Annotated in this window: 23 protein-coding genes; 14 read left to right on the top strand and 9 right to left on the bottom strand. The window is 69.5% G+C overall.

Annotated features, from left to right (window positions below):
• Positions 1-102 precede the first annotated feature (102 nt).
• From O6P37_RS15095 to O6P37_RS15055, 9 genes are all read left to right on the top strand, one after another.
• Positions 103-426 carry a hypothetical protein gene (locus tag O6P37_RS15095; protein WP_269894854.1) on the top strand — a complete coding sequence of 108 codons (324 nt, stop codon included), beginning with the start codon at positions 103-105 and terminating at the stop codon, positions 424-426.
• Positions 423-773: a YbaB/EbfC family nucleoid-associated protein gene (locus O6P37_RS15090; RefSeq protein ID WP_269894853.1), complete on the top strand. Its 351-nt coding sequence runs from the start codon at positions 423-425 to the stop codon at positions 771-773. Before O6P37_RS15095 ends, O6P37_RS15090 begins: the two co-directional genes overlap by 4 nt.
• A gap of 205 nt (positions 774-978) precedes the next feature.
• Positions 979-1,272: a hypothetical protein gene (locus O6P37_RS15085; RefSeq protein ID WP_269894852.1), complete on the top strand. Its 294-nt coding sequence runs from the start codon at positions 979-981 to the stop codon at positions 1,270-1,272.
• A 9-nt stretch (positions 1,273-1,281) separates the two neighbouring features.
• Positions 1,282-2,571 carry a hypothetical protein gene (locus tag O6P37_RS15080; RefSeq protein WP_269894851.1) on the top strand — a complete coding sequence of 430 codons (1,290 nt, stop codon included), beginning with the start codon at positions 1,282-1,284 and terminating at the stop codon, positions 2,569-2,571.
• A gap of 33 nt (positions 2,572-2,604) precedes the next feature.
• Positions 2,605-2,901 carry a PE family protein gene (locus O6P37_RS15075; protein ID WP_269894850.1) on the top strand — a complete coding sequence of 99 codons (297 nt, stop codon included), beginning with the start codon at positions 2,605-2,607 and terminating at the stop codon, positions 2,899-2,901.
• Between the two features lie 27 nt (positions 2,902-2,928).
• The gene (locus O6P37_RS15070) at positions 2,929-3,996 is read left to right on the top strand and encodes a PPE domain-containing protein (RefSeq protein WP_269894849.1); all 1,068 of its coding nucleotides are present in this window, start codon (positions 2,929-2,931) and stop codon (positions 3,994-3,996) included.
• Positions 3,993-4,811, top strand: coding sequence for an ESX secretion-associated protein EspG (locus O6P37_RS15065; protein WP_269894848.1), 819 nt, complete (start codon positions 3,993-3,995; stop codon positions 4,809-4,811). The genes O6P37_RS15070 and O6P37_RS15065 overlap by 4 nt, the downstream gene beginning before the upstream one ends.
• An 81-nt stretch (positions 4,812-4,892) precedes the next feature.
• The gene (locus tag O6P37_RS15060) at positions 4,893-5,162 is read left to right on the top strand and encodes a WXG100 family type VII secretion target (protein WP_269894847.1); all 270 of its coding nucleotides are present in this window, start codon (positions 4,893-4,895) and stop codon (positions 5,160-5,162) included.
• 12 nt (positions 5,163-5,174) lie between these two features.
• A complete protein-coding gene (locus O6P37_RS15055) occupies positions 5,175-5,474 on the top strand; it encodes a hypothetical protein (protein ID WP_269894846.1) in 300 nt (99 codons plus the stop codon).
• 61 nt (positions 5,475-5,535) lie between these two features.
• Here O6P37_RS15055 and mycP read toward each other — a convergent pair whose 3' ends face one another.
• From mycP to eccCa, 3 genes are read right to left on the bottom strand one after another with little or no spacing between them, the layout of a single operon-like run.
• Positions 5,536-6,945, bottom strand: coding sequence for a type VII secretion-associated serine protease mycosin (mycP, locus tag O6P37_RS15050; RefSeq protein ID WP_269894845.1), 1,410 nt, complete (start codon positions 6,943-6,945; stop codon positions 5,536-5,538).
• Complete coding sequence (gene eccD, locus O6P37_RS15045; RefSeq protein ID WP_269894844.1) at positions 6,942-8,471, bottom strand: type VII secretion integral membrane protein EccD; 1,530 nt, start codon at positions 8,469-8,471, stop codon at positions 6,942-6,944. Before eccD (O6P37_RS15045) ends, mycP begins: the two co-directional genes overlap by 4 nt.
• Positions 8,468-12,493: a type VII secretion protein EccCa gene (gene eccCa, locus O6P37_RS15040; protein WP_269894843.1), complete on the bottom strand. Its 4,026-nt coding sequence runs from the start codon at positions 12,491-12,493 to the stop codon at positions 8,468-8,470. Before eccCa ends, eccD (O6P37_RS15045) begins: the two co-directional genes overlap by 4 nt.
• A gap of 92 nt (positions 12,494-12,585) precedes the next feature.
• On the opposite strand from eccCa, the gene eccD (O6P37_RS15035) reads away from it, so the two are divergent.
• Entirely contained in the window at positions 12,586-14,055 is a 1,470-nt protein-coding gene (gene eccD, locus O6P37_RS15035) for a type VII secretion integral membrane protein EccD (RefSeq protein WP_269894842.1), read from the top strand.
• Between the two features lie 10 nt (positions 14,056-14,065).
• Here eccD (O6P37_RS15035) and eccB read toward each other — a convergent pair whose 3' ends face one another.
• On the bottom strand, positions 14,066-15,580 hold the full coding sequence (gene eccB / locus O6P37_RS15030; RefSeq protein ID WP_269894841.1) for a type VII secretion protein EccB: 1,515 nt from the start codon (positions 15,578-15,580) through the stop codon (positions 14,066-14,068).
• Positions 15,581-15,632: 52 nt separating this feature from the next.
• Here eccB and eccE point away from each other — a divergent pair, with 52 nt between their 5' ends.
• Positions 15,633-17,330, top strand: a complete 1,698-nt coding sequence (eccE, locus tag O6P37_RS15025) for a type VII secretion protein EccE (RefSeq protein WP_269894840.1) — start codon at positions 15,633-15,635, stop codon at positions 17,328-17,330.
• A gap of 7 nt (positions 17,331-17,337) precedes the next feature.
• On the opposite strand, the gene O6P37_RS15020 is transcribed toward eccE, so the two are convergent.
• Positions 17,338-18,168, bottom strand: coding sequence for a DUF5336 domain-containing protein (locus tag O6P37_RS15020; RefSeq protein WP_269894839.1), 831 nt, complete (start codon positions 18,166-18,168; stop codon positions 17,338-17,340).
• Positions 18,169-18,315: 147 nt separating this feature from the next.
• Between O6P37_RS15020 and O6P37_RS15015 the strand changes: the two genes are divergently transcribed.
• Positions 18,316-18,447 (top strand): hypothetical protein, encoded by a 132-nt coding sequence (locus O6P37_RS15015; RefSeq protein WP_269894838.1) that lies wholly within the window; start codon positions 18,316-18,318, stop codon positions 18,445-18,447.
• 60 nt (positions 18,448-18,507) lie between these two features.
• Here the strand turns inward: O6P37_RS15015 and O6P37_RS15010 are convergent, their stop codons facing one another.
• Positions 18,508-18,708, bottom strand: coding sequence for a three-helix bundle dimerization domain-containing protein (locus O6P37_RS15010; RefSeq protein WP_269894837.1), 201 nt, complete (start codon positions 18,706-18,708; stop codon positions 18,508-18,510).
• A 213-nt stretch (positions 18,709-18,921) separates the two neighbouring features.
• On the opposite strand from O6P37_RS15010, the gene O6P37_RS15005 reads away from it, so the two are divergent.
• The gene (locus tag O6P37_RS15005; RefSeq protein WP_269894836.1) at positions 18,922-19,146 is read left to right on the top strand and encodes a hypothetical protein; all 225 of its coding nucleotides are present in this window, start codon (positions 18,922-18,924) and stop codon (positions 19,144-19,146) included.
• 41 nt (positions 19,147-19,187) lie between these two features.
• Here O6P37_RS15005 and O6P37_RS15000 read toward each other — a convergent pair whose 3' ends face one another.
• From O6P37_RS15000 to O6P37_RS14990, 3 genes are all read right to left on the bottom strand, one after another.
• Positions 19,188-19,790, bottom strand: coding sequence for a dihydrofolate reductase family protein (locus O6P37_RS15000; RefSeq protein ID WP_269894835.1), 603 nt, complete (start codon positions 19,788-19,790; stop codon positions 19,188-19,190).
• Positions 19,791-19,887: 97 nt separating this feature from the next.
• Positions 19,888-20,259 (bottom strand): SgcJ/EcaC family oxidoreductase, encoded by a 372-nt coding sequence (locus tag O6P37_RS14995; RefSeq protein ID WP_269894834.1) that lies wholly within the window; start codon positions 20,257-20,259, stop codon positions 19,888-19,890.
• 139 nt (positions 20,260-20,398) lie between these two features.
• The gene (locus O6P37_RS14990; protein WP_408633175.1) at positions 20,399-22,483 is read right to left on the bottom strand and encodes an AMP-binding protein; all 2,085 of its coding nucleotides are present in this window, start codon (positions 22,481-22,483) and stop codon (positions 20,399-20,401) included.
• Positions 22,484-22,605: 122 nt separating this feature from the next.
• Here O6P37_RS14990 and O6P37_RS14985 point away from each other — a divergent pair, with 122 nt between their 5' ends.
• A complete protein-coding gene (locus O6P37_RS14985) occupies positions 22,606-23,043 on the top strand; it encodes a hypothetical protein (RefSeq protein ID WP_269894833.1) in 438 nt (145 codons plus the stop codon).
• The last annotated feature ends 35 nt before the right edge of the window (positions 23,044-23,078 follow it).

The following is a 23,078-nucleotide window of genomic DNA, read 5'->3' as shown; positions in this document are numbered from 1 at the left end:
GACCTGGTTGGTATGGTAGCGAAGATTGCGGCGCGCACGACTCGTGGCCGTTCGGGGTCCTGCCGAATTGAGTTGCGCCGGAGCTGGGTTCGAGGAGCCGCCATGGACGCACAATCAACAGCCCGGTCATTCGACGGCGGTGTCGCGGTGTCGACCACCGAGAACGGGCTGCCCGTCGCGATCCGCATCGAAGACGTGGAGCTGCAGAAACCTCCCCAGGAACTGGCCGAGCAGATCATGGCACTGTGCCGGCTCTCTGCGGTTCGCGCGCAGGTGATGCGTCGTCGTGAACTCACCGCGGCGCACGCCGATGCTGCAGTACTGCGTGATCTGCGGTTGGCGACCGAGGAAGACCTGACGCAGGCCGAGGAGGCGGTGGCCCGTGGAGCGGACGTGCTGCCCACGAGCTGGCTGCGCTCGCTGTGAGCGGGCTCGCCGATTCGGTGGTCGCACGGCTCGCCGAACAGCGTGACCTGCTGCAGGACTTGAATGATCGGTGCAGTGCCATCTCGGTCCGGGCCACCAGCCGCGACCGTGCCGTCACCGTCGTGGTCGACGGGACGGGTGCGATGACGGCGCTCACGTTGCGGCCGGTGGCCGGCCGGATGGCCGCCGACACGCTTGCTGAATTGATTGTGAACACTGCGCAAACAGCTGCCGCCGCCGCGTTCGACCGCCGCCGTCAGCTGACCGAGCAGTTCAACCGGCGCTTTCTCGCCGCTCAGAACCGCGAGCTGGAAATGTGGGACGGAAGTTCCGTTTCGCCCGCCTGAAAATTGACGCGGACTCAAAAAGACCGTATCGCCTGCGCTTTCGACACAAATGACGCACGCACAGCGAATTCCAGCGGCAAGCCGCACGAAATCATCTGTGTCGCTGGCGCGCTCGATGCGGTCTAGACTTCGGATCGGGTCTTACGTCTGACGTCGTCGCGGCATTGTCGCGGCGTTGCGCCGAAACGACTTTGGGGGTTTCCTGATGAGTGCTGACCTGACGGCGGTGCCCGTCGGCATGCAGGCATTCGCCACGGCGAATGAATCCGCCGCCGAACTCCTGACGGCAGCAGGCTCGGCGGACGCGATGGCGATGTTCATGGCCACAGTGGCCGCCATCGGACCGATCGGCGCCGGCTACCTCGCCGCATACGCGAATGCGCAGCACGCCAACCTGACCGGCACTCTGCTCGTCGGCGGCGTCCATGCCGGCGTGAGCGCTGCAACCCGCTCCGCATCCACCGGGCTCACCTCGGTCGACTCCGCGTTCTCCGCCTAGGAACCCGTGGTGGCTGCTCTCATCCAGCCACCGGAACCGTCGGCGGCCAGTCCCGCCGTCGCTCCGGTGCAACCGGGTCCGGCCCTCGACCCGGCGAGCATCATCGCCGCGCAGGAGCACGGGCTCGCGGAGTACTTGAACCGGCCGGTGCAGGAGATCCTCGCTCAACTCGGCTATCCGCCGTTCCCGCCGCCACCGGCCACCGTACCTCCGAATGCGGAGCCGCCACCGCCGCCGGCGGGCGCGCCGCTGGATCCCGGGGCTCTCATCAAACCGGTGACCGATGCGCTCGGCACGCTCGGAACCGGAATGTTCGAGGCTCTGGACCCGACGCAGATGTTCTCCGGCATCGCCAAGGCCGTCGACTCCTCGAGCTCGACCGTCGCACCAGCCCTGAATGGGTTGGGGGGCAATTGGGAAGGTGCAGGCGCCGACGCCGCCACCGTCAAGACCGCCGCGGCGCTGCGAAACGGGGAACAGGTCGCCGCGCAGGCGACCGACATCCGCAACTCCGTCGCGACGGCCACCGCCGCCGTCAAGCAGGCCGAGGTCCGGCTCCTCGAGATCATCGCCCGCTTCCAGGCCACGGTCTCAGCCATCGGGCCGAACATCATCTTCCCGTGGGGCCAAGCCACCCTGATCGCGGCGGCGACCGAGGCGGTGACCCGAGCCACGGAGACGATGACCGAATTGCAGGCCATGCTGGCGGGTGAGTCCGCCTCCGTCAGCAGGGCGGGCGCGCCGGTGGCCGTCACCGAGGCGCCGCAGGCCGGCTCCGACATGATGAGCCAGCTCGTCGGTGCGCTCAGCAAGGGGGCGCAGTCAGGGGTGCAGACCGCCACCGACATGGCCTCGAGCCTCGGTGGTGCAGCTGCCGATTCGCCGGCGTCCGCCATGGCAGGCGCTGCGCCGGCATCCGCGCCGCTGTCGAAGGCAGGCGGCTCGAGCGCGGGAACGTCGGGTGGCATGGGTGGCGGCGGTGGAGGTGGCGGCGGCGCCAACACGCTGTCAGCGAGGTCGGCGCCCCCGATGCCCGCGGTCAGCGAGGACGTCGCGCGGACGACGCCGGCAGGCGGTGCGCGGCCAGGCGGCTCCGGCGCCGGAATGTACCCGCCCGGAATGATGGGCGCCCCGATGGCCGGGGCGCAGGGCGGACGCCCCGGCGGGGGTGATCACAACCCGGCCGACTTCCTGCACACCGCCGAGAACGGCCGCGAGATCGTCGGCGACCTCGGCACCGCCGCGCCTCCGGTGCTCGGCGAGACCGAGGCACCGAAGGTACAGAAGCGAGCCACCTAGCAGCAGAGGTCCGACACCACCGAGGGGAAAACCATGTCCAGTCCGCACGGATTGACCGTCAACACCGGCGAACTCGCCGACACCGCCAAGAGGATCGACGAGCTCGCCGACCGACTCGACGCGCTGCTGAAAGCCGAAGCGCCGCATCTGAGCCCCGCCGCGGTCGGCCGCGACGAAGTGTCGGTGCGCGCCGCGGGCACCCTCGCCGAGGTGCAGGGGCAGTACCTGAAGTCCTCGGCCGACGGGGTCGCCGAGCTCCGCGAGATCGCCGCCGCGCTGCGGGCCGGCGCCGACAACATCGCCGGCGTCGACGCGGACTTCGCTCTGTAGCGCCGACGAAGAGGGGGATGGTTGACCGTGGGTTACACCGGTGTGGTGTGGGAATCCCGCACCACCGAGCAGCTCGCGCGCGACCTCACCGACGGTCCGGGACCCGCGCCGATCGGTGAGGCAGGTGCTTCCTGGCAGCGCATCGCGAACGGCTTCACCGCGGCGGCCGACGATTACCGCCTGGTGCTCGACCGTGTGCGCTCGGCCTGGGACAGCGCACATTCACCGGAGGTGGTGGCCAGACTCCAAGAGCTCGGTGAGTGGCTGCACGCCAAGGCGCTCAACGCCGCGGCCAACGGCCAGCGCGCCGAGTCGGCCGCCGTCGCCGCCACCGTCGCCATCCTCGCCATGCCCACCGTCGGGGAAGCGGTTGAGGCGAAGGCGCAGCACGACATGATGGCGTCGCTGGCTGCGTACAACGGTGCGATCCTCACCGGTACCTTCGCCGAGTTCGACGCCGCCGCCACGGCCGACCAGGCCAATGCCGCCGCCGTGATGGCGCAGTACGAGGCAGCGGTCGAACCACTCGCGACGCCGTGGCCGGAACCGCCGCCCCCGCACGTCGTCAACGGGTCCGCGCAGCGTGCCGAGCAGGCGGCTGCCGGTGCGGGCGGTGCCGCCGCCGCGGCAGGCGGAGGCGGCGGCGTTGCCGTGCCCCCGACTCCGCTGGGCGCCCGCACCGCGTCGGACATCAGATCGACCGACCGTGAGCACCAACCGCGGCGGGTGTCCTACGTGTCGGCGGCGGGGACGGGTGTGGGTGGCGTGCCCTATGCGCCGTTCGCGCCCATGGCCCGCGGCATGGATGGTGACCGCGAGTACGAATCCGCGCGCCCGCCGACGACGTTGGCCGGCGGCGGCGAGACCGGCGCGGGACTCTCCGCGCAGGGCCCGACGTGGCTGCCCGCCGCGCAGATCAACGACGCCCCGGCGATGGTCGACAGCGTCAGCTGGGCCCCGGACACCGGTGTGTTCGACGGATTGGCCGACTCCGGAGCCGATGCGACCGAGGTCGAATCGCCGCGCACTTTGGAACCGCTGTCTGACCGCTGGGTCTCACCCGCGGTCCTCGGCGGCGGATCGGAGGACGAATGACCGCCCCGCCCGCCGCCGCGTTCACCCTCACCGACGACGAGTTGCGCGCCGTCGGTGCGCGCGTCGGCGTCACCGACTTCCCGACGGTGCTGGCCCTGCGGCCACGGCATGGTGACGTCGAATCGCTGGATCGCGCGACGGAGTGCGCGGTGCAGCGATTGACAGCGGGTCGTCTGATCACCGACGGCGCGGTGCATCAGGAACTGGCCGCCATGACACAGGCGTTGCGCAGGCCCGCCCGGTCGCTAGCTCTGCGACTGGTCACCCCCGACGGCACCGCCCGCGTCATCGTGGTGCCGCACGGGTCGGGGTGGGTGCTGGCCCGCCGGGTGGGCAACGAGATCGCGCTGCGCGAGGGCGGGCAGCGCTGCGGCCTCGACGGCGCGGTGCGGCTGTTGCTGAGTGAGCTACCCGTGGCGGCACCGCTGGCCGTCGACCCCTTCGGTGCGCCCACCGCGGCACTGGCCGAATGCCTCACAGGTACCCACGCGATGTCAGCGATTGCGGATCGGTTGCGGGCGCTTGGCGCTGCGGCGCAGGTGGCGACGGCGCTCGGCGCCGCGTTCGCCGCCCGGCAGGCGTTCGCCGAAATCGTCTGCCATTGGCTGAACTCCGAATCCGACCGCATCGTCACAGCGCCCGCCGCCGTCGCCGTCTTCTACACCGGGCGGGGTCGTTTGGTGGCCGCCCCGAGCATGTCACCGGCCGGCCAATTGTGGACCACCCTCAAGCCGGGCTCGGATCACCGCGTCGCGCAGGCCGTCTCGCAACTCGCCGAATTCGCGCCGAAGGGATGGGAGGAGGGCATCCAGTAGCCGGAGTGGGAACCAGCGACACCAACGACGACTTCATCGACGACATCCAAGAATTCGCCATCCACGAGGAGTAGATCCACCATGGCACTACAGCTCACACCGCAGGAAGCGGCCGCCAAGATCGTGGCGATCGACGAGAGCATGGCTCGCGCCCGCAGTCTCGTCGCCAAGCTGCAGAGCGAGACCGACACCATGCTCGGCTCCAGCTGGCACGGCGTCTCGGCCGGCAAGTTCGGCAACACGCAGACCGCCAACCACGACGACTACAACGTCCTGATCCAGACGCTCACCGACGTCGCCGAGAAGGGCAAGACCCACATCCAGCGCATCTCGACCACCGACGAAGGCTAGGAAGGAACAATCATGGGCAGTTTCGACGGCAGCACCATCAAGTACGACTTCAATTCGAACCACCAGTTCCTGGACACCCTCGACAGCGGTCTCAACGACGCATTGGCGCTGCAGGCCGAGGTGAACAACGTGTTCAAGATCCTGTACAGCGTCTACGAGGGTGACGGCGCGCTGGCGCTGCAGGCCGCGCACCAGAACATCGCCGACCTGATGGACATCGCGGTCTCCGACATGTCCGACGTCAACCGCAGGGCCAGGGAACAGCAGGAGACGATGGCCGCGATGGACCGCGCCAACGCCGCCGAGTTCTGACGGGCGCGACACGCACGGCGGGGCGTCCGGGACACAGGGTTCCGGGCGCCCCGCTGTGTGATCAGGACTCGTTCCGCGGCAGTGTGTTCCGTCGTCGGTAGGCCGCCGTCATCGCCCCGCCGAACACCATCGCAGCCACACACGCGCCCGCCACGGCGAAGGCGGTGTCGCGCGCAGCGGTGCTCGCCGGGTCGGGCGCGGGCGGCGGGGCGATCGGAGTACCGGCGCCGCGCGCCGCGGGTTCGCCGGGCAGCGTCGCCGTCAGCGCGGCCACCGGATCGATGGCGCCATGGCCGGTGGCGATGTTCGGACCCGACTCCGGCGTCCGCGCGGTCCGCTCGATGCGCTCCATCACCTGCGCAGCGGTCAGTTCCGGGAAGCGGGCCCGCACCAGTGCCGCCAGCCCCGCCACATACGGTGCGGCGTAGCTTGTTCCGTTGACCGGCGCCAGACCCTGCTGGCCCTGGATCCCGTTGACCAGACCCACACCGTCCGGGCTGAGCGACACCGCGTGCTCACCGGGCGCCGCGACGTCGACCCACGGCCCGCGCAGGCTGAAGTCCGAAGGCTCACCGTGCGGGGACAGCGCGCCGACAGTCAGCACATAGTCGTCGAACCACGCGGGGCTGGCCAGTGTCTGCACGGTGGACCACGCGGTTTCGGCGGGGAGATTGGGGTCGGCGGACACGTTCTGCACACGGCAGGCGCCCCGCTCGTCGACATTGCCCGCCGCGGCCACCACCACCACGTTGCGCTCGAACGCGTAGCGCACCGCGCGGCCGAGTTCGGCGTCGTCGATACCGACGGAAACCGGCGCGCAGGCCAACTCGGACAGGTTGAGCACCGTCGCACCCAGGTCGACCGCCCGCACCACGGCCAGCGCCAGTGTTCGCGTGCTGCCGTACCCGGCCGGACCGGCACCGGAGGAGACGGCGTTCGGATCCCACTGCGCAGATCCACCCTTCACCGCGAACGACAGGCTGTTCTGCCGGATCGACAGGATCGCGGCATCCGGCGCCACCCCGGCGAACGCGTCGTCCGGGGACGGTTGCGCGGCCAGGATGCCGGCCACCAGGGTCCCGTGCGCGTCACAGTCACTGAGCCCGTCGGTGCCCGACACGTAGTCACCGCCGGGCTCGAGGGCGGGCAACCGCGCATTGCGGTTCACACCGGTGTCGATCACGGCGATCTTCTGTCCCGCGCCCCGGGAATAAGCCCAGGCGTCCTGGTACCGCAGCATCTGCGCGGCGACCGGCGCGATGGTGAAGTCGGTGCCAGGGCGGACGCCGGGCACAGCGCACACCGTCTTCTGCTCGGTCGGATCGGGCGGGGCGACGGGACCGGCAGGCGGCGGCCCCGGCGGCACCGCGGGCGGCTCGACGGCGGCCGCAGGCGCCGTGGCCGGCCCGCAGGTCAACGCCGCCGCCGCTGCCAGACACATGGTCGACCGCGCGGCCCAGCGCCAAGTCATCGGATGCCGTCGAGGTGCGCGTAGAGCCCGATCACCCCGAGCGTCAACGGGATCAGCGCGCCGACGGCGATGTAGTCCGCGTAGTCGAGCAGTGCGTGGCGGACACCGGCGTCCCGGCGAGCGGCCGGGGCGAGGCCGATCCGGACGGCGCCCAGCGCCATGAGCAACAGCACGCCCGCACCGGCGGCCGCAACCGGCGTCGGCCCGGACAGCGCCGCAGCGCAGGCCGACATGACGACCGCGACGGCACCGGTCATCGGAGCGGCCCGTTCGATGACGCTGCGGCAGAACCGCGTCCGCAGACCGAGCGCGGCTCCGCAGCAGACGGCGAAGGCGAGGTCCACCCACGCCGGTTCCGGCCCCGACCGCAGGAGCAGCACGATGCCGGCCACCACCGCCGCGCTCAGTCCGGAGTGCAGCGCGGACCGCACCGTGGCCGCGGCGCGGGTCTGCGCCAGCACACGCTCCGCGGTGGGCAGGGTGGAGCGCACGTCGGGCGGGGGTTCGTCGCGGGCGGTGCCGAACGGGTCGGTGAACACGTCGTCACGCCCGGTGTCCGGCCCACGGTCATGATCCCGGCCCGCCCGTGGCCGTCGAACCCGGTGGCGTGGCACCAGTCCCGTCGCCAGGATCAGCACCGTCGTCGAGACCGCCGCCACCGACCCGGCATCGAGACCCGCTGCGAGGCCGAGGGCCATGATGCCGAGAGCACCCGCCAGTACCGCGACCGCCAGGAATCCCCAGCGTGCGGCACCCACCAGTCGGTACGCCGCATGACTCGCCGCGACGACGACCACGCAGGCCACCACGGCTCCCCACGGCCGCCACGGCGACAGGACGACCCATGCGATCGCGGCGATCAACGGCATTGCCGCCCAGGCGAACATCGCAGCGGCGCGGCGCGCGCCCTGAAACCTGCTCGCCGCGGTGGCCGCCGACAGCAGTGCCACCACGACGCCCGCCTGGATGCCGACGACGGCGGTGCGGTCGCCGGCGAACCGCCCGTCCAACGCCATCCAGATCAGCACCGCCACCCCGGCATACAGCGCCACGCAGGACATCACCGCGGCCGACGCCGGACTCCACCCCGCATACGCGGTGCGGTTGAGTTGCGCCGCCGCGTCCACCACGTCGTCGTAGCGGGTGGGCGGGCGCAGCGTCCGCTCGGTGTGCACATGGAGCAGGTCGCCCGAGCGGACACCCGCGGCCCGCAGCGACCGCTCCGGCGCCAGACGTTCGCCGTCGCGCTCACGGGTCAACAGGTGACGCTCAGTGGACTCCCCGCGCAGCGTCGCGGGGTCCTGCCCTTCGCTCTCCCGCTGGGCGATCAAGCCGGCGAGGTAAGGCAGCAGATCCGCGACCAGGGCGTCGCCGGGCAGCGAGACGTCCATCTGGATGTCCCCGCCGATCACTGAGACGCGGAAGCGCTCGGGCACCGGGGAGCTCACCCGCGGTGCGCTGAGCTCGCGCACGCCCGTCGGCTCGGTGCGCGGTTGGACCGCTTGCGTCGTCGGAGCGGCGGTCACAGTCCGGGAGCCTTCGCCAGTTGGATCACCCCGTCGGACATGGTGCGTGACACCAGGTACCCGCGGCCCGGCGGCATCGACGCGGCCTTCACCCCGCCGAACAGTGCGCCTTCCTCCCGCGAACCGCTCATCACCAGTGCATTGCAGGCCAGATCCTTGAGCCGGCCGATGAACGGGTCGAAGATGGCACGGCCGGCACCGCCGGTGCGCCGGGTGACGACGACCCGCAGACCGACGTCGCGCGCCTGGGTGAGGAATTCGACGATCGGTGCGAGCGGATTGTTCATCGTGCCCACCGCAACGAGGTCGTAATCGTCGATCAGCACGTACAGGTCGGGCCCCGACCACCACGACCTGTCCCGCAGCTGCTGCTGGGTGACGTCGGGAGGTGGAAGCCGCTCGTGGAGCGTGCGTGCGACCTGCATCAGCATCTCGCCACAGGACTGGGCCGAGGTCGCGTAGCCACCGAGGTGGCCGGTCTCCACCGCGCCGAGCAGCGAGCGGCGGTAATCCACCAGGAACACCTGCGCCTCGTCGGGGGTGTGGTTCTCGATCACCCCGGCGGCGACGACGCGCAGGAAGTTCGTTTTGCCGCCCTCGACGTCGGCGAGCGCCACGAAATGTGGCTGAACACCGAAATCGACCACAACAGGCGCCAATTCGGCCTCGTCGATACCGATGGCGACCCGGGAACGGCCGAGCAGACCGCGCTCCCGGGCGGCGGCCACCGTGACGTCGCGGTCCAGTTCGAATGGCAACATCCGCACCGCCGGGGCGGCGCGGTCACCGTAGTGCTCGCTCAACATGGCGGCGGCCTGCACGACGCCGTCGGGAAGATCGTCCACGGTGGACCGCGAGTCGAGCCGCGGCAGTGCGATCATCAGATGCAGCTTCTCCCGCCCGATGCCCCGGCCCGGGGACCGCATCGGGACGAGTTCGGCGACCTTGCGGCCCATCTCGCTGTCGACGGGATCACCGAGCCGCAGCTCCACCCGGGTCCCGAGCATGTCCTTCACCGCGGGGCGCATCTCCATCCAGCGCGTCGCCGACACCGCGAGGTGGATGCCGTAGGACAGCCCCTGCACCGCGATCGACTGCAACGCCGGCTCGAGCGCCTCGAAATCGCTGCGGATGGAGCTCCAGCCGTCGATGACCAGCACCACGTCACCGAACGGGTCCTCGGACAGTGGGTCTGCGGCCGCCTCGGCCTGCGGCAGTGTCGCCAACGTCGCCTTGCGGCGGCGGAATTCCCGCATCGACTCGACGCCGGCCTCCCGGAAGAGCACCTCGCGCCGCCGCAACAGGCCGGCGACCTCGGCAACGGTGCGCCGGACCCGGTCGGAGTCCATCCGGCCGGCCACCGATCCGACATGCGGCAGTCGGCCGAGGCTGCCCAGCGTGCCGCCACCGAAGTCGAGGCAGTAGAACTGCAACTGCTCGGGGGTGTGCGTGGCGGCGCCCGCCATCACCAGGGTGCGCAGGGTTGTCGACTTGCCCGACTGGGGACCGCCGACCACGACGAAATTGCCCTCTGCGCCGGCCAGATCGACGGTGAGCACGTCGCGCCGCTGATCGTAGGGCCGGTCCACCACACCCAGCGGCATGGTCAGGTCGCCGCTCGGACCGCCCGGCATCTGCCACCCGCCGGCGGGCAGCAACTCGTTGACCGCCGGACTCTCGCCCAGCGGTGGCAGCCACACCTCGTGGGCCGGCCTGCCGTGGCCGGTCAGCCGGCCGACGACGACGTCGAGCAGCGTCGCCGATGCGGTGGGCGCCTCGTCGGACGTCTCCTCCGAAGGGAGATCGGCGAACGTGGCGGGTGGATCCGGATCCTTGGCGATCGGCGCGGCGGTGAACAGCTTCGGGCGTGCGCCGGCCCTGAGGGTCACCACACTGCGCCCCGGTCCGCGCGGCTTCACGTACTCACCCGACACGTAGCAGGTGTTGAACCGGGTCGGCTCGTCGGCGTCGCACTTCAGGTATGCCGAACCCGGGACGTTCGGCAGGTGGTAGGCGTCGGGAACGCCGAGCACACTGCGGGATTCGCCGGCCGAGAAGGTCTTCAGACCGATGCGGTAGGACAGGTGCGAATCGAGGCCGCGCAGCTTGCCCTCCTCGAGGCGCTGCGAGGCGAGCAGCAGGTGGATGTGCAGCGAGCGGCCCAGCCGGCCGATCATCACGAACAGCTCTGCGAAATCCGGCTTCTGCGAGAGCAGCTCGGAGAACTCGTCGACGACGATGAACAGCGCGGGCAGCGGGTCCAGGTCGGCGCCGTTCGCGCGGGCGCGTTCGTACTCGGTGACGTTGGGGAAATTGCCCGCGGCACGCAGCAACTCCTGGCGCCGGTTCATCTCGCCGGCCAGTGCGTCCTGCATGCGGTCGACCAGGGTGAGCTCGTCCTCGAGGTTGGTGATCACCGCCGCGACGTGCGGCGCGGAATCGAGGCCCAGGAACGTGGCACCGCCCTTGAAGTCGACCAGCACCAGGTTGAGCGCCTCGGGTGAATGCGTGGTGACCAGCGACAGCACCAGTGTGCGCAGGAACTCCGACTTGCCGGATCCGGTGGCGCCGATGCACAGTCCGTGCGGGCCCATCCCGCCCTCGGCGGACTCCTTGATGTCGAGTTCGAGTGGCAGGCCGTTCGGGGTGTAGCCGATCGGCACCCGAAGGCGTTCCCTGGGGGAGCGCCTGCGCCAGATCTCCTCGGGCACGATCTCGGCCGCATCCGGGATCTTCAGCAGGTTCATCAGGCCGGGATCGGTGGCCCGGCTCTCGGCTTCGAGGCTGACGATGTGGGCGGCGTTGGCCGGCCGGTAACGGCCGATGCGACGCGCGGCCGCCTCGGCCTCGGCGATCGACAACGAATCGGGGGTGGCGAAGCGTTCGTGTCCGACGGCGGTGCGTGCCGCGATCGACTCGCCGCTGACCACCAGGTGCAGGCCGTTCCGCGCGGCGAGCCGCTCCGCCGGCGCGTCCAGGTCGAGCAGCGTGGTGTTCTCGACCCCGGATTCCGTCGCCAGCCGTTCGTCACCTGCGATGTAGCCGTCGTCGAGGACGACGACCAGATGCGCCACGCCCTGGCTGACGGGCAGGCCGCGGGTGTAGCCGCCACGCCGGCCGAGTTCGGCGGCGAGGTCCGCCTCGAGGTCGCGCAGTGACGAGAAGATCATCCGCGTGTGGCCGACACCGTCGACTGCGCCCGGGTGCTGAACCTGCGGCAGCCACTTCAGCCAGGACCACTCCGGGCCGTCGGGGTTGCGCGTCACCACCGCGATCTGCAGGTGGTCGGGTCCGTGGAAGACCGCCAGTTCCAGCAGCATCGAGCGCACCAGTTGGCGGACACGAGCCGGGTCACCGTCGAAGTCGATGCTGGGGAATGCGCGCAGTGAGACCGCGGTCGGCATGGCGTGGGCCACCGAATGGGTGTGCACGAACCGTCGCAGCGCCACGGTGGACACCGGTTCCAGGTCCTCGGCGGGCCCCGTCTCGGGCGCCAGCAGGCGGGTGGCCAACCGGTGCGTGCCGACGCCGACGCGGACGTGACAGAAGTCGCCGTCGGTTGGCCGGCGTTCCCACATCCGTCGGGTGCCGACGACATCGGCGAGCACCCGCGGGTCGGGATGACTCCACTCCAGCGCGGCGCGTTGACTGTCGCCGGTGCGTTCGGCGTCGTCCCGCAGATCGGCCAGGTACCGGAAATAGTCCTTGCGTTCCTCGTTGAGCTCGGCCGCCGCCTTGCCGGACCGCCCGCCGCCACCGATCAGCATCCCGCCCATCGACATCAGCAGCATCATCGGGAACATCATCATCATCGGATTGCTGGCCATGTTGCGGCCGCCGACGGTGACCATCAACGCGATCATCCCGACGACCGCGATGACCATCACCACCGGCATCAACCGGATCATCAGATTGGCGGGGATCACGCGCGGCACCTCGGGCGGCGCCTGGAGATTCACCTCGCCGCCCGGCATTCTGGGTGCTGCAACGCGTGTCCGCCGGACGAAGCCCTGCGTGCCCACTGGCGTTCCCCTCGAGTTCCCCCGACAGCCGCCGCCGTCCCGACGGCTGATAGCTTTTCGTACATCACCTTACTGATGGGTGCCTGCCGACGATGACCTTGCCTCCTTCGCTCCAGGATCTCGAAACCCCCTCCGGAAACGACCCGGGCCTGACCCGGGTCTCCGTGCTCCTCGACGGTCTGCGACTCGACGTCGCGCTGCCTGGGGACACCGAAATCGGCTCCTACGTCGGCGAGTTGCTCGACATCGCGAACGCTCAGCTCGCCGCAGACCGTGTGCACACCCGATTCGACACCACCGGGGACCGGTGGACTCTCGCGACGTTGGGAGGTGTGACGCTCGACGTCGGCGCCACGCTCTCGGCGGCCGGCGTGTACGACGGAGACGTGCTGGTGATGGCGCCGAGCAGCGCCCCGGTGGTGCCGATCCTGTTCGACGACGTCGGCGCCGCGAGCGTCTCACCGGGGTCGCGTTGGTGGTCGGCTCACCAGGTCGCCGTCGCCGCGTTCGCCGTAGCGGTGGCCGCCGCACTTGGCTGGGCGTGGCTGATGCCGCGGCACTTCGCCGGAACAGCCGCCGCGGCGGCGACATTGGCGGTGGGGGCGGTGGCGGCCGCGGCGGCATGCCTGTCGTCACGTGGCCGCCACGGTCAGGTGACGTCAGTGGCGCTGTCGGTGCTGTCAGTTCCCCTGATGTTCACCGGAGCGTTGACGGTGATTCCCAATAACGTTGACTCGGCGTCGCTTTCGATGGCCTTCGCGGTGCTCGCCCTGTCGGCGCAGTTGACTCTTCAGATCAGTCGCACCGGGCACGCCTGGCACACCTTCGTGTTCGTGATCTCGGCGCTCGGTGGTCTCACGGCAGCGTCGGTGAACTGGTGGGAGCCGCGCGAGCGTGCCGTCGGTGCGGTGTTGGCCACCGTGTCGGTGATCGTGCTTTACCTCGCCCCGCGCGCGACCATCATGATGGCCAAGCTGCCCGTGCCGCGCGTCCCGACGGCCGGTGAACCACTCGACGACATCGAGATGGACGGCGGCACCACGGTCGAGGGGGTCGGCGCGGTCGGCCTGCAGGTGATCCCCACCGAAGAGGGCCTTCTGCACCGGGTTCGGCGAGCCAACCAGTACCTCACCGGGATCCTGGCGGCCGTCGCGGTGACGGCGGTAGTCGGCTGCCATCTCGCGGTCGACACCTCCGAGGGGTTCTACTGGCAGGGTTCGCTCTTCGCGGTGGTCACCGCGGCCGTGCTGTGCCTGCGCGGACGCAGCCATCACGACCTCGTCCAGTCGGCCACGATGATCGGTGCGGGGCTGTGCATAGCGATCGTCTCGGTGGTCGAGGTGGCGGCTTCGGTGCACGGGTGGCCGATCCGTTCCGCGCTGGTCCTCGTCTCGCTGGTGGTTGTCGCGTTGCTGTGCGGACTGGTGGCGCCCCGCCGCGAATTCTCCCCGGTGATGCGACGCTGGGTGGAGATCCTGGAGTGGCTGGCGATCGGGCTGGTTTTCCCGCTCTGTTTCTGGATCGTGGGGCTGTACGCGTACATGCGCGGCCTGCGGCTCTGACGCGAGCGGCTCAGTTCGACGGCGGGTTGAGCCCGCGTCCGCGCGGGTCGGCCGCGATGCCGTCGTGGGCGATCAGGGCCGCCTGCTGGGACAGCTCGGGTCCCGGCGGTAGCAGCGAGAGCACCGGCCAGGGCGCGAGCTGGGGCAGTGTGGCATCGCCTGGAGGCGCTGTGGGGTCGGCGACGCCCTGCACTCCAAGAGATTTCGCGGCGCCGGCGTCCCTGATGTGGTAACGCTGGCCGGTGTCGGTGACGTAGAAGAGCTGGCCCATCGCACCGGCGTCCGGTTCACCACCGACGGCACGGATGTACTCGCCCGTTCCCGCCTTCAGATACACCGCGTCGGTTGCCGGGCCGCTTCCGTCGCCCGTAGCCAGCGGCACGGTGGTGGCCCGGTCGGGGATCGGCAATCGGCGTCCCACCAGCAGGGCGGCCCTTGCCGTGCCCTCGGTGTTGCCCCGCGCCCATCCGAAGCACACCACCGGTGCGGCGTCGACGGCGGCCAGCTCGGGGGTCCGTTCCGGATAGTGCGCCACCGCAAGGCCAGACACCTGGGGCAATCCGGTCAACAGGGCCGGCGACACCGCTTCCGGCTCGTCCTCGGCCGTCGGATCGCCGTAGCGGATGATGTCCGCCGTCGCTGGTGTCACCGGCTGGATCCCGTCGGCGAGTACCACGAACAGCCGTTCGCCCGAGGTCTCGGTGGTCCGGATCACCGATCCCACCCGCACCGACTCGGGCAGCGGCGCCGGCGCAGGAGCGCCTGCGCCGGGCACGGTGACCGCCGTCACCGGCGGCACCAACGAGAAGGCGTTGAGCAATCCGGGTGAGATGGATCGGGGTTCGGCCCCGGTGAGGTGCAATGCCGCGACGAGAACAGGATCGGCGAGGTCGACCGGGGCACGCACGCCGCCGTACAGCAGGTAGGCCGCACCATCGGCCTCGACCAGCACGGCCTCCTCGTCACCGGCCGCGTGTACCTCGCCCGACAGCACCGGAGGATTGGCCAGCACCGTGGTGGACATCGCGCGGCTGCCCGTGCTGTCGACCGCCGCCGGCGACGTCGTGGTGTCACACACCGTCCAGTGCGATGTCGCCATGTCGTCGCCGCCGGCGATCGTGGTCGGTGCGCCCACGATGCCGACGAGCGGACCGCGCTCGAGGGCACTGAGTTTCCTGTCGTCCACTGCGGCGGGTTTGTCGCTGCTCCCTGCGATCAATCGGGCCGACGCCAGATTCAGTGCGGGATGTGCCCGATCGCCGATTCGCACGAAGAGCGCGCCGTTCGACTCGCTCAACAGGATCTGTGCATCGCCCACCGAGGGCTGCGGTTTGAAGAACGCGAGGATGGCGCAGGCGCCGACGATGACGATCCCCAACACCAGACCAACGAGAAGTGAACGTTTCTGGCCGCGCATCGGGTCGTGGATCATCCGGGAGTCACCCCGGATCAACGCATGTTCCAGGCGCCGCAACAGGAATCGATACCCGTTGACCTGGGCGCGCGTGGTGATCGGCGCCGGCACTCGACTGCCCCCCGTCAATTACTCGCTTGCGCAACGACTTTACACTCAGACGGTGGCAACCGCAGTCGCGCCTTCCGCTCGGCCGACGACCCCCGACACCCCGCCGCCACTGCGCGCATCACGCCGGATCGGGCCGCAGCGCCGGCTGCCGCTGAGCCATCTGCTGGTCACGCAGGTGCTGGCGACCGCCGGCTTGGTGGTGTGGCAGCGCAGCGGTTGGCCGTGGTGGGCGTGCGCGCTGGGCGTCGTCGTCGGGTGCGTGGCCACGGTCGGCAGATGGCACGGAACCACGCTGCCTGGTGCGGTCGCCGCCCGGCTCGATCATCGGCGGCAGCGTCGTCGGCGCCGCGATCAGCTCGACGTACCCCACGCCTTCGACCACTTCGGATCAGACGAGCAGCGCTATGGGTTCCGCTGGGACGGCCGGACGCTGCTCACCGTCCTCGAGATCGACGACGTCCCCGACGACCTGACGATCCTGGACGCCGGCAAGACCGTGTCCGGGGCGATGGTGCCCTTGGACATCCTCGCCGACTGCCTCACCCAGTTCGACATCGACCTCGATTCGATCGACCTGATCAGCCACGGGGCAAGGTCCCACGGACACACGCCGGTGGCCGCGGTCTACGACGCGGTGCTCGGTCCGCTTCCGGCGATCGCGCATCGCACGGTGCGGGTGGTGGTGCGACTGGACCCGTCTCGGTGCCCGCGCGCGGTCGCGCTGCGTGGCGGTGGCAGGGCCGGCCTCGTGCGCACCGCGATGGTGGCCACGCGGCGGGTGGCGAACCGACTCACCGAGTCCGGACTCCGGGTGCAGGTGTTGTCCGCCGCCGACATCGGCCGTGCGGTCGGTCAGCTGTGCGACGGGGTCAACCTGTCGAATCTGCGTGAGGAATGGACACACTGCGCCGACGGCAACTTCCGGCTGACGAGCTTTGCCCTCGACGGCACCATGCTGAGCACTCACGCGCTGGGCCGAGTGTGGACGGTGCCGAGTTACTCGACGACCATCGCCCTGACGATGCGCAATGGCGGGACGGGCTCCATCGCCGTCACCGGTGTCGCCCGGTTCGACACCTTCGGGGAGATCGACCCGGATCGCCTGTCAGGGTTGTCCGCGCTGCCCGGGCGGCAGTTCCGCGCGATCCTGGCGAGCCTGCCCTTCCCTCGGCCCGCCCGAGATCTCACACCCTGGTTCTACGCCGGTGACAGCGCCGACTTCGCCGGCATCCACATCCCCGCCGCCGGATGCGGCCAGGTGATCGGCGCCGACGCGCACGGTCGTGCGGTCGCATTGCCGGTGTTCGGTCCGCAGATCGACCGGGTCGAGATCGCCGGATCGCTGCAGCTCGTGCAGCAGGTGGTTCTTCGCGCGCTGGCCATCGGGGCCCGGATCCTGGTTCACACCAACCGTTCAGCGCGCTGGCGCGATTTGGTCACCAACGTCGACGACAGCCGGCTGCTGTGGGTGGCCGACTTCAACCGCGGGGCACTGCAGGCCGGATCCGACCGCAACTTCTCGGTCATGGTGTTCGACGGGGTGCCCGAATCGACCACGCGGGTCGGCATGACGGCCATCGTGGTCACCGCGCCCGGTGCGGCGGTGTCGGGCCCTGCAGACGTCACGCTGCGGCAACGCCGGGAGGACACGACATCGGTGGAGGTCACCACGCGGTCGGTGTCCGCCGTCGTCACGATGGTGGCCACCGACGACGAGATGAGATTCATCGCACCGGTATCAGCGCGCTGACGGGGCGTCACTGACGCCCGGGTGTGAATCCTTCCGGAGCGTGGCCGGAGCCGCCGGCCCGCTGCTCGCCCGCCTGCTGTGCCCGCACGCCCCATGCGCCGGCAGGGCCGGCGGCGCCGGACGCTGCGATCGGTTGCGCACCCGTGGCGGCCGGCGACGCTGAGGGAACATACACCGGTGCAGTGGGCCGGTCCGCGGGTTCGGCATGGCGCGGCTGTTCCACCCATGGCGGCGCTGTGTGGTGCGCCTGGTTGATGCCGGCTGCGTGACCAGCGGCAGTGGCCTGGCCGTGGCCCTGCGCTGCGACGTCGGCTGTGTCGACTACCCGTCCGGCGGGGATCGTCTGGGGGGCCGGCGGTGCCGGCGGCTGCTGAACCGGTCGCCGAACATCTTGATCCTGAACGGCTTCCGGTTCCGGTCGCAGCACTGCCACGATCGCCAGCACACTTTGCAGGACGGCCAGCACCGTGATGACGATCAGCGCCCAGCCCGCTGTCGTACCCACTGGCGGATCGAGCAGTCCGACCACCACAGCCAGGGTTCCGAGCACCGAGAACACCGCGGCGTGATCACGGTGCAGCCGTACGGCCCTCATCAGCGAGGCGGCGGCGAGAAGACCGCCCAGCAACAGCGCGAAGCCGCCCGCACCGACCCACGTCGTGGCCGGTTGCGCGGCCAGCGCCGCCGCGGCGCCGCCGCCGTACACCGGCGCGGTGTGCAGAAGGAATCCGGCGACACCGAGAACCGCTGCGCCCGCCGACGCCGCCCTCGGGACAACGGAATCGGATGGTGTGCGGCCGCGCCCGCCGTGAACCGGACGGGAGGACGAAGACGCCATGGTGGTCCCTTCGCAGTGTCGAACGGTCAGTCGACCCGATCGTCATTGCGAAACTAGCGCACCCCACGGACTGCGCGCAGAAGACGGGCGTCCGGCAGGTTGAGACGGCCGCGGCGTAGCGAGCGGAAAGCAGGGTATTCGAGCGACATGACAGGACCGATGAACGAGGATCCATCTCCCGCCGCCGCCGACCCGGGACAGGGCGTGCCGAGCGCTCCGGGCTTCGGCGTACACGCCGAAGACAGTGACGTCGTCGAGAAGGCCGAGGACGAGGACTGACCGACGCGTGCGGCGCGCGAAGGAATCTTCGAGCCGTCGCACAAGCGCCGTGACGCCGGTCTATTCGCCGAGCTTGGAGAGTTCAGCGAGGGCGTGCCGCTCCACCAGGAGGGGGACGAAATCGCGGATCGGCCGCCCGTCGAACTGGACGTGCTTGTCGTGTACCACCTTGGTGACCGTCTCGACTGGAACGGCCGCATACCTGCCGGTCAACCGGTCGGTGATCTGATCGATGACTTGCTGTTCGCTCAACTGAGTCATGCATTCATCCTGCATCCAGCTCGTTTGAACGGTCAACGTTGTGTCCTTTGTGGTCATGGATCAGTCACCAGGCGTTCACGGAACATTCACCAAGGTCTGGCATGCCGGTGGCGATCGGCCGATGGAATCAACGGTCGGATCCTGCCGTTACAAAGAGAGTCCCGGGCGTTCGGCCCGTCGACGGAGCTGTACAGAGGGAAGAAGGCGGGACCGATGAAGAAATTCGGACTGGCAGGAATTGTCGCAGGCGCGTTGTCTGCAGCCGTGATCGGTTTCGCCGGTCCGGCGCAGGCCGACGACCACGACCACGGATTCAATGGACATCACGGTGACCGCGGTTATCACTTCGGGTACGACCGCGATGACTATTACCCCTGGCTCGATCAGCTGTACCCGTCGGTGAAAGTGCCGCACGTCGACACCTCCGTGCGCAACTGATCGATCACTTCGCCATGAGGGCGTCCGCATCGCGGGCGCCCTCAGTGCTCGTCCGACGACGATATCGAGGCATGCAGGGTTGGCCGGTAGATGAGCTCCTGGATGCCGCCGTCCAGCGTCCGGCTTTCGATGAGTTCCAGGTCGAAGTCCGCCGCGCCCGCAAAGATCGGATCGTCGCCGGTCTGACCGGTGATCACGGGGAAGATCGTCACCTGGAGCCGGTCGACCAAGCCGGCGGCCATCAGCGCCCGGTTCATCGACAGGCTGCCGTGCGAGCGCAACGGCACCGCGGACTCCTGTTTGAGGCGGGTGACGACGTCGACCGCGTCACCGCTCACGATGGTCGCGTCCGGCCAGTCGAGAGGCCCGACCAGGGTGGTCGACACCACCGTCGCCGGCAGATTCCTCATTCGTGTCACCCATGGGTCGAGCACCGCCTGCTCGGTGCCCGAGGCCAGCATTTCCGCGAACATCTGATAAGTGGTGCGTCCGATAACCATTCGCTGCTCCGGCCGATACAGCGCGAGGCGGTGGTCGAGCAGTTCGGGGCCCTGCTTGCCCCAGTAACCGCCCCAGTCGCCGCTGCTGACGCCGCCGAAGCCGTCGAGGCTGGAGAAGACGTCAAAGGTGTAAGTGGCGGTCACGGCTCTCCTCGAGTGGGTGTGTTTCGGCTGCCTACCGATACAGACGGGAAGCCGCGCCCAAACTCATCGGCAGCGCACGTCTCGTTGCCGCGTCGCTCTACAGCCTGGACGCCTGGTACTGCGCAACCTGCCACCGCCGGCTGTCGCGGGTGAGCACCACGCCGATGGCCAGCTCCGCCGAAGGCCGGTCGGGGTAGGTGAAGGTCGCGACCAGATAGCCCAGCACGACATCCGCCGATGGACTGCGCGTTTCGAGGATGCGATAGGTGACAGCCATGCCGGCAGGCTGCGACTCGTAGTACGCAGCGACGGCGTCGCGGCCCACTCCGTAGGGGCGCAGCCCCTGGAAGACGGCGTCTTCGGTGAACACGGCGGCGACCCGGGACGCGTCATGGGCGTCGATGGCGGACTGCCACTCGTCCATGACGGCGCGGATGACCGGGTCTGCGTCCGACTGTGTGGGTGTCATGGTTCTGTTCCTTCTCTCGACCATGCTCATCGGAACGCCGTGGGGGTGCGTGGAAGTCCGGGTCCGCAGGACGAGTTGGCTCGTTCCTGGTAGGCGCAGGCTCGCAGCAGTGGTTGCGTCGCGAAGACCGGGCCGGCCGCTAGCCGCCCGGCCAATCCGTCCCCAGCGGGAACTGTCCGTCGACCAGATGGCGCTTCATCACCTTCCCCGTCGTGGTGCGCGGGAGCTGAGCGACGAACCTGACGTCGCGTGGAATCGAGAAGCGGCTCAGGCGATTCCGGACGTAGGTCTTGACCATCTCCTCGTCCAGTGACGCCCCCTCGGCGCGGACGACGAACGCGGAGAGGCGTTGACCGAACTCCGGATCCGGGACGCCGACGACGGCCACGTCGGCGATCTGCGGCAGGACGGCGAGCGCTTCTTCCACCGGCCGCGGGAAAACGTTCTCACCGCCGGAGATGATCATGTCGTCGTCGCGGCCGGCGACGAAGAGCCGCCCGCCGGCATCGAGGTAACCCAGATCGCCGGTGTCCATCAGCTGATCTTCGACGGCCGGGGAATCCGCGTTGGTGTAGCCCTCGAACAACATGTCGTTGCCGACGAAGATGCGTCCCACGGCGCCGACCGGCAATGGAACACCGCGCTGATCGAGGATGGCGATCCGGGTACCGAGCGGTGGTCGACCGGCCGTGGTCGGAGCGAGTCGCAGATCCGTGGGATCGGCGATCGTCGCCCACGACACCTCGGTGGATCCGTAGAAGTTGTACAGAACATCGCCGAAGGTGTCCATGAACTTGACGGCGGCCGCACCGGGGATCGGTGAGCCGCTGCTCGCGACCACCTTCAGCGACGACGTGTTGTATCGGTCGAGCACGGCGGCCGGCAACTCGAGTATGCGTTGCAACATCACCGGCACCAGGACCATGGCGGTGCAGCGGTGCTGCTCGATGTTCCTCAGGCACTCCTCTGCGTCGAAGCGTTCCATCAACACCACCGTGGCGAGCAGAGGAGTACTCACCTGTAGGGCGGCGAGACCCCATGCGTGAAACAGCGGCGCGGCCAGCAACATCACCTCGTCGCGACGCAGCGGCATCCGCGACAACATCGCGGCGATGGCGCCGAAACCGGGTGGGGTCGGGCGCCGTGCGCCCTTGGGTGTGCCGGTGGTGCCGGAGGTGAGGACGATGAGTCTGCCGGGTTGCTTCGGTGGCGCCACCGGTTTCGCACCGGCGCCGGCGGTGATGAGCTCCTCGATCGAGCGTCGCTGCGGCACAACAGAGTCGCGGTGTGTCGAGATTCGTGAGATCTCCGGGGGGAGGTAGCGCACCTGCGGATCGAAGTCGTCGTCGACGAAAATGGCGTCGACCGCGTGGTCACGGACGATGTCTTCGATCGTGCGCGCCGCCAGGCCCGTGTTGAGCAACACCAGGTCGGCGCCCAACTTGCTTGCCGCGACCATGCACTCGACCATCGCCGAGTGATTGCGCGCGAGCACCGCGAACTTGCTGTCCTTGGTGAAGCCCTCACCGACGAGGCCCGACACCAGGCATGTGGTCCGCCGGGCCATGTCCTCGTAGGTCGACCTCCCGTACCGGTCGATCGACGCCGTGTTCTGCGGTGACCGCGCCGCAGCCGCCCCGAGGCCGCCGGCGAGGGTGAATCCCCATCGGGCGAGTGAATTGAGCTGTCGTACGCCACGATCGGGCCGGGACGCGCGGACCACTCCGCTCACGAGCATCGTCTTGACGATGCTCAGGTGCAGCGAACGGCCGTCACCCATGTTGGCCAGCAACGATGACGGCTTGCGATCGAGGAAGTCCGAGATGCGCGCCAGACCTTCCCGGACCCAGTTCTGGACCGCGCTGTCACTGGCTTTCGCGATGTCGGGGTGCAGCAGAGCGACCGCGAAGATCCGCACCGCGATCCGGGTGCCGTCCCCCTCGGGGTTCAACCGGATCGAGACGAAGCTGCGACTGACCTGTGTCGACTCCAGCCGCACCTCCAGGCCCGACCGCCGGACGGTCTGACGCATCCCGTGCACGACGACGGCGCCGCGGGGAGTGGACAGCCGAACCTCGAAGTCGCGGGCAGCGCCGGGAAGCTGCTCGCACGAACCGACGCCGTGGAAGAACCGCGGGTACCAGTCGGGTTCCTGCAGGATTCGCCAGATATCCGGGCATGAGTGACCCAGCGTCGTGTCGAAGGCGATCACGTCACGTGCCACGCTGGTCCTGCCAGGTTGTTCGTGGGCCGGCTGAGAGACACATTGTGGTTCATCCGTCGTGCATGCGGACCTGTTTCGTCGACCAGTGCTAACGCCGTCGCCACGGCTGCCGATACAAAGGCATGACCCCGCTCCGCACTGCCGGCGTGCTCGCCGTCGCGCTCGCTGCGCCCTGGTGGTCGGTGGCTGCCGCGCAGGCCGAGCCCTTCGCCCAACTCGATCGGGTCCCCGTGGTGGCGTCTCCGACCTGTGCCGGGAACGTCCGCGCCGAGGCTCAGGTGGCGTCGGTGCAGGTCGACGGTCGGGTAGAGGACGGTGTCCGCGTCGCGATCCACTACGACGCCGGCGTCTACGACGGACGTTGTGCGCTCACCGTCACCGCCCGTTGGGAGAATCTCGACACGGGGGCCGCCGGAAGCGCTCCGATCACCGCGGTGTCGACGATCGACGGGCACTACGGTTTCATCGGCTATGCCAACACCACGTTCGGAACGGGCAGCGGCACGGTGGTGATCACGCTCAGCTCGCACCCGGGTGCCGAGATGCGCATCACGGCGTGAGGCACCGAAACCCGTGACATAGTCTCCTCGGGGGG

Source organism: Mycobacterium hippophais (genome assembly GCF_027529605.1).
Lineage (GTDB): Bacteria > Actinomycetota > Actinomycetes > Mycobacteriales > Mycobacteriaceae > Mycobacterium > Mycobacterium arseniciresistens.
Note: the sequence above shows the minus strand (reverse complement) of the source record. Positions and strands in the feature narration are given on the sequence as shown.

Coding starts and splice junctions, on each gene's coding strand:
- O6P37_RS15095 (WP_269894854.1), top strand. CDS start 103: ATGGACGCACAATCAACAGCCCGGTCATTCGACGGCGGTGTCGCGGTG.
- O6P37_RS15085 (WP_269894852.1), top strand. CDS start 979: ATGAGTGCTGACCTGACGGCGGTGCCCGTCGGCATGCAGGCATTCGCC.
- O6P37_RS15075 (WP_269894850.1), top strand. CDS start 2,605: ATGTCCAGTCCGCACGGATTGACCGTCAACACCGGCGAACTCGCCGAC.
- O6P37_RS15065 (WP_269894848.1), top strand. CDS start 3,993: ATGACCGCCCCGCCCGCCGCCGCGTTCACCCTCACCGACGACGAGTTG.
- O6P37_RS15060 (WP_269894847.1), top strand. CDS start 4,893: ATGGCACTACAGCTCACACCGCAGGAAGCGGCCGCCAAGATCGTGGCG.
- O6P37_RS15055 (WP_269894846.1), top strand. CDS start 5,175: ATGGGCAGTTTCGACGGCAGCACCATCAAGTACGACTTCAATTCGAAC.
- mycP (WP_269894845.1), bottom strand. CDS start 6,945: ATGACTTGGCGCTGGGCCGCGCGGTCGACCATGTGTCTGGCAGCGGCG.
- eccD (WP_269894842.1), top strand. CDS start 12,586: ATGACCTTGCCTCCTTCGCTCCAGGATCTCGAAACCCCCTCCGGAAAC.
- O6P37_RS15020 (WP_269894839.1), bottom strand. CDS start 18,168: ATGGCGTCTTCGTCCTCCCGTCCGGTTCACGGCGGGCGCGGCCGCACA.
- O6P37_RS15015 (WP_269894838.1), top strand. CDS start 18,316: ATGACAGGACCGATGAACGAGGATCCATCTCCCGCCGCCGCCGACCCG.
- O6P37_RS15010 (WP_269894837.1), bottom strand. CDS start 18,708: ATGACTCAGTTGAGCGAACAGCAAGTCATCGATCAGATCACCGACCGG.
- O6P37_RS15005 (WP_269894836.1), top strand. CDS start 18,922: ATGAAGAAATTCGGACTGGCAGGAATTGTCGCAGGCGCGTTGTCTGCA.
- O6P37_RS14995 (WP_269894834.1), bottom strand. CDS start 20,259: ATGACACCCACACAGTCGGACGCAGACCCGGTCATCCGCGCCGTCATG.
- O6P37_RS14985 (WP_269894833.1), top strand. CDS start 22,606: ATGACCCCGCTCCGCACTGCCGGCGTGCTCGCCGTCGCGCTCGCTGCG.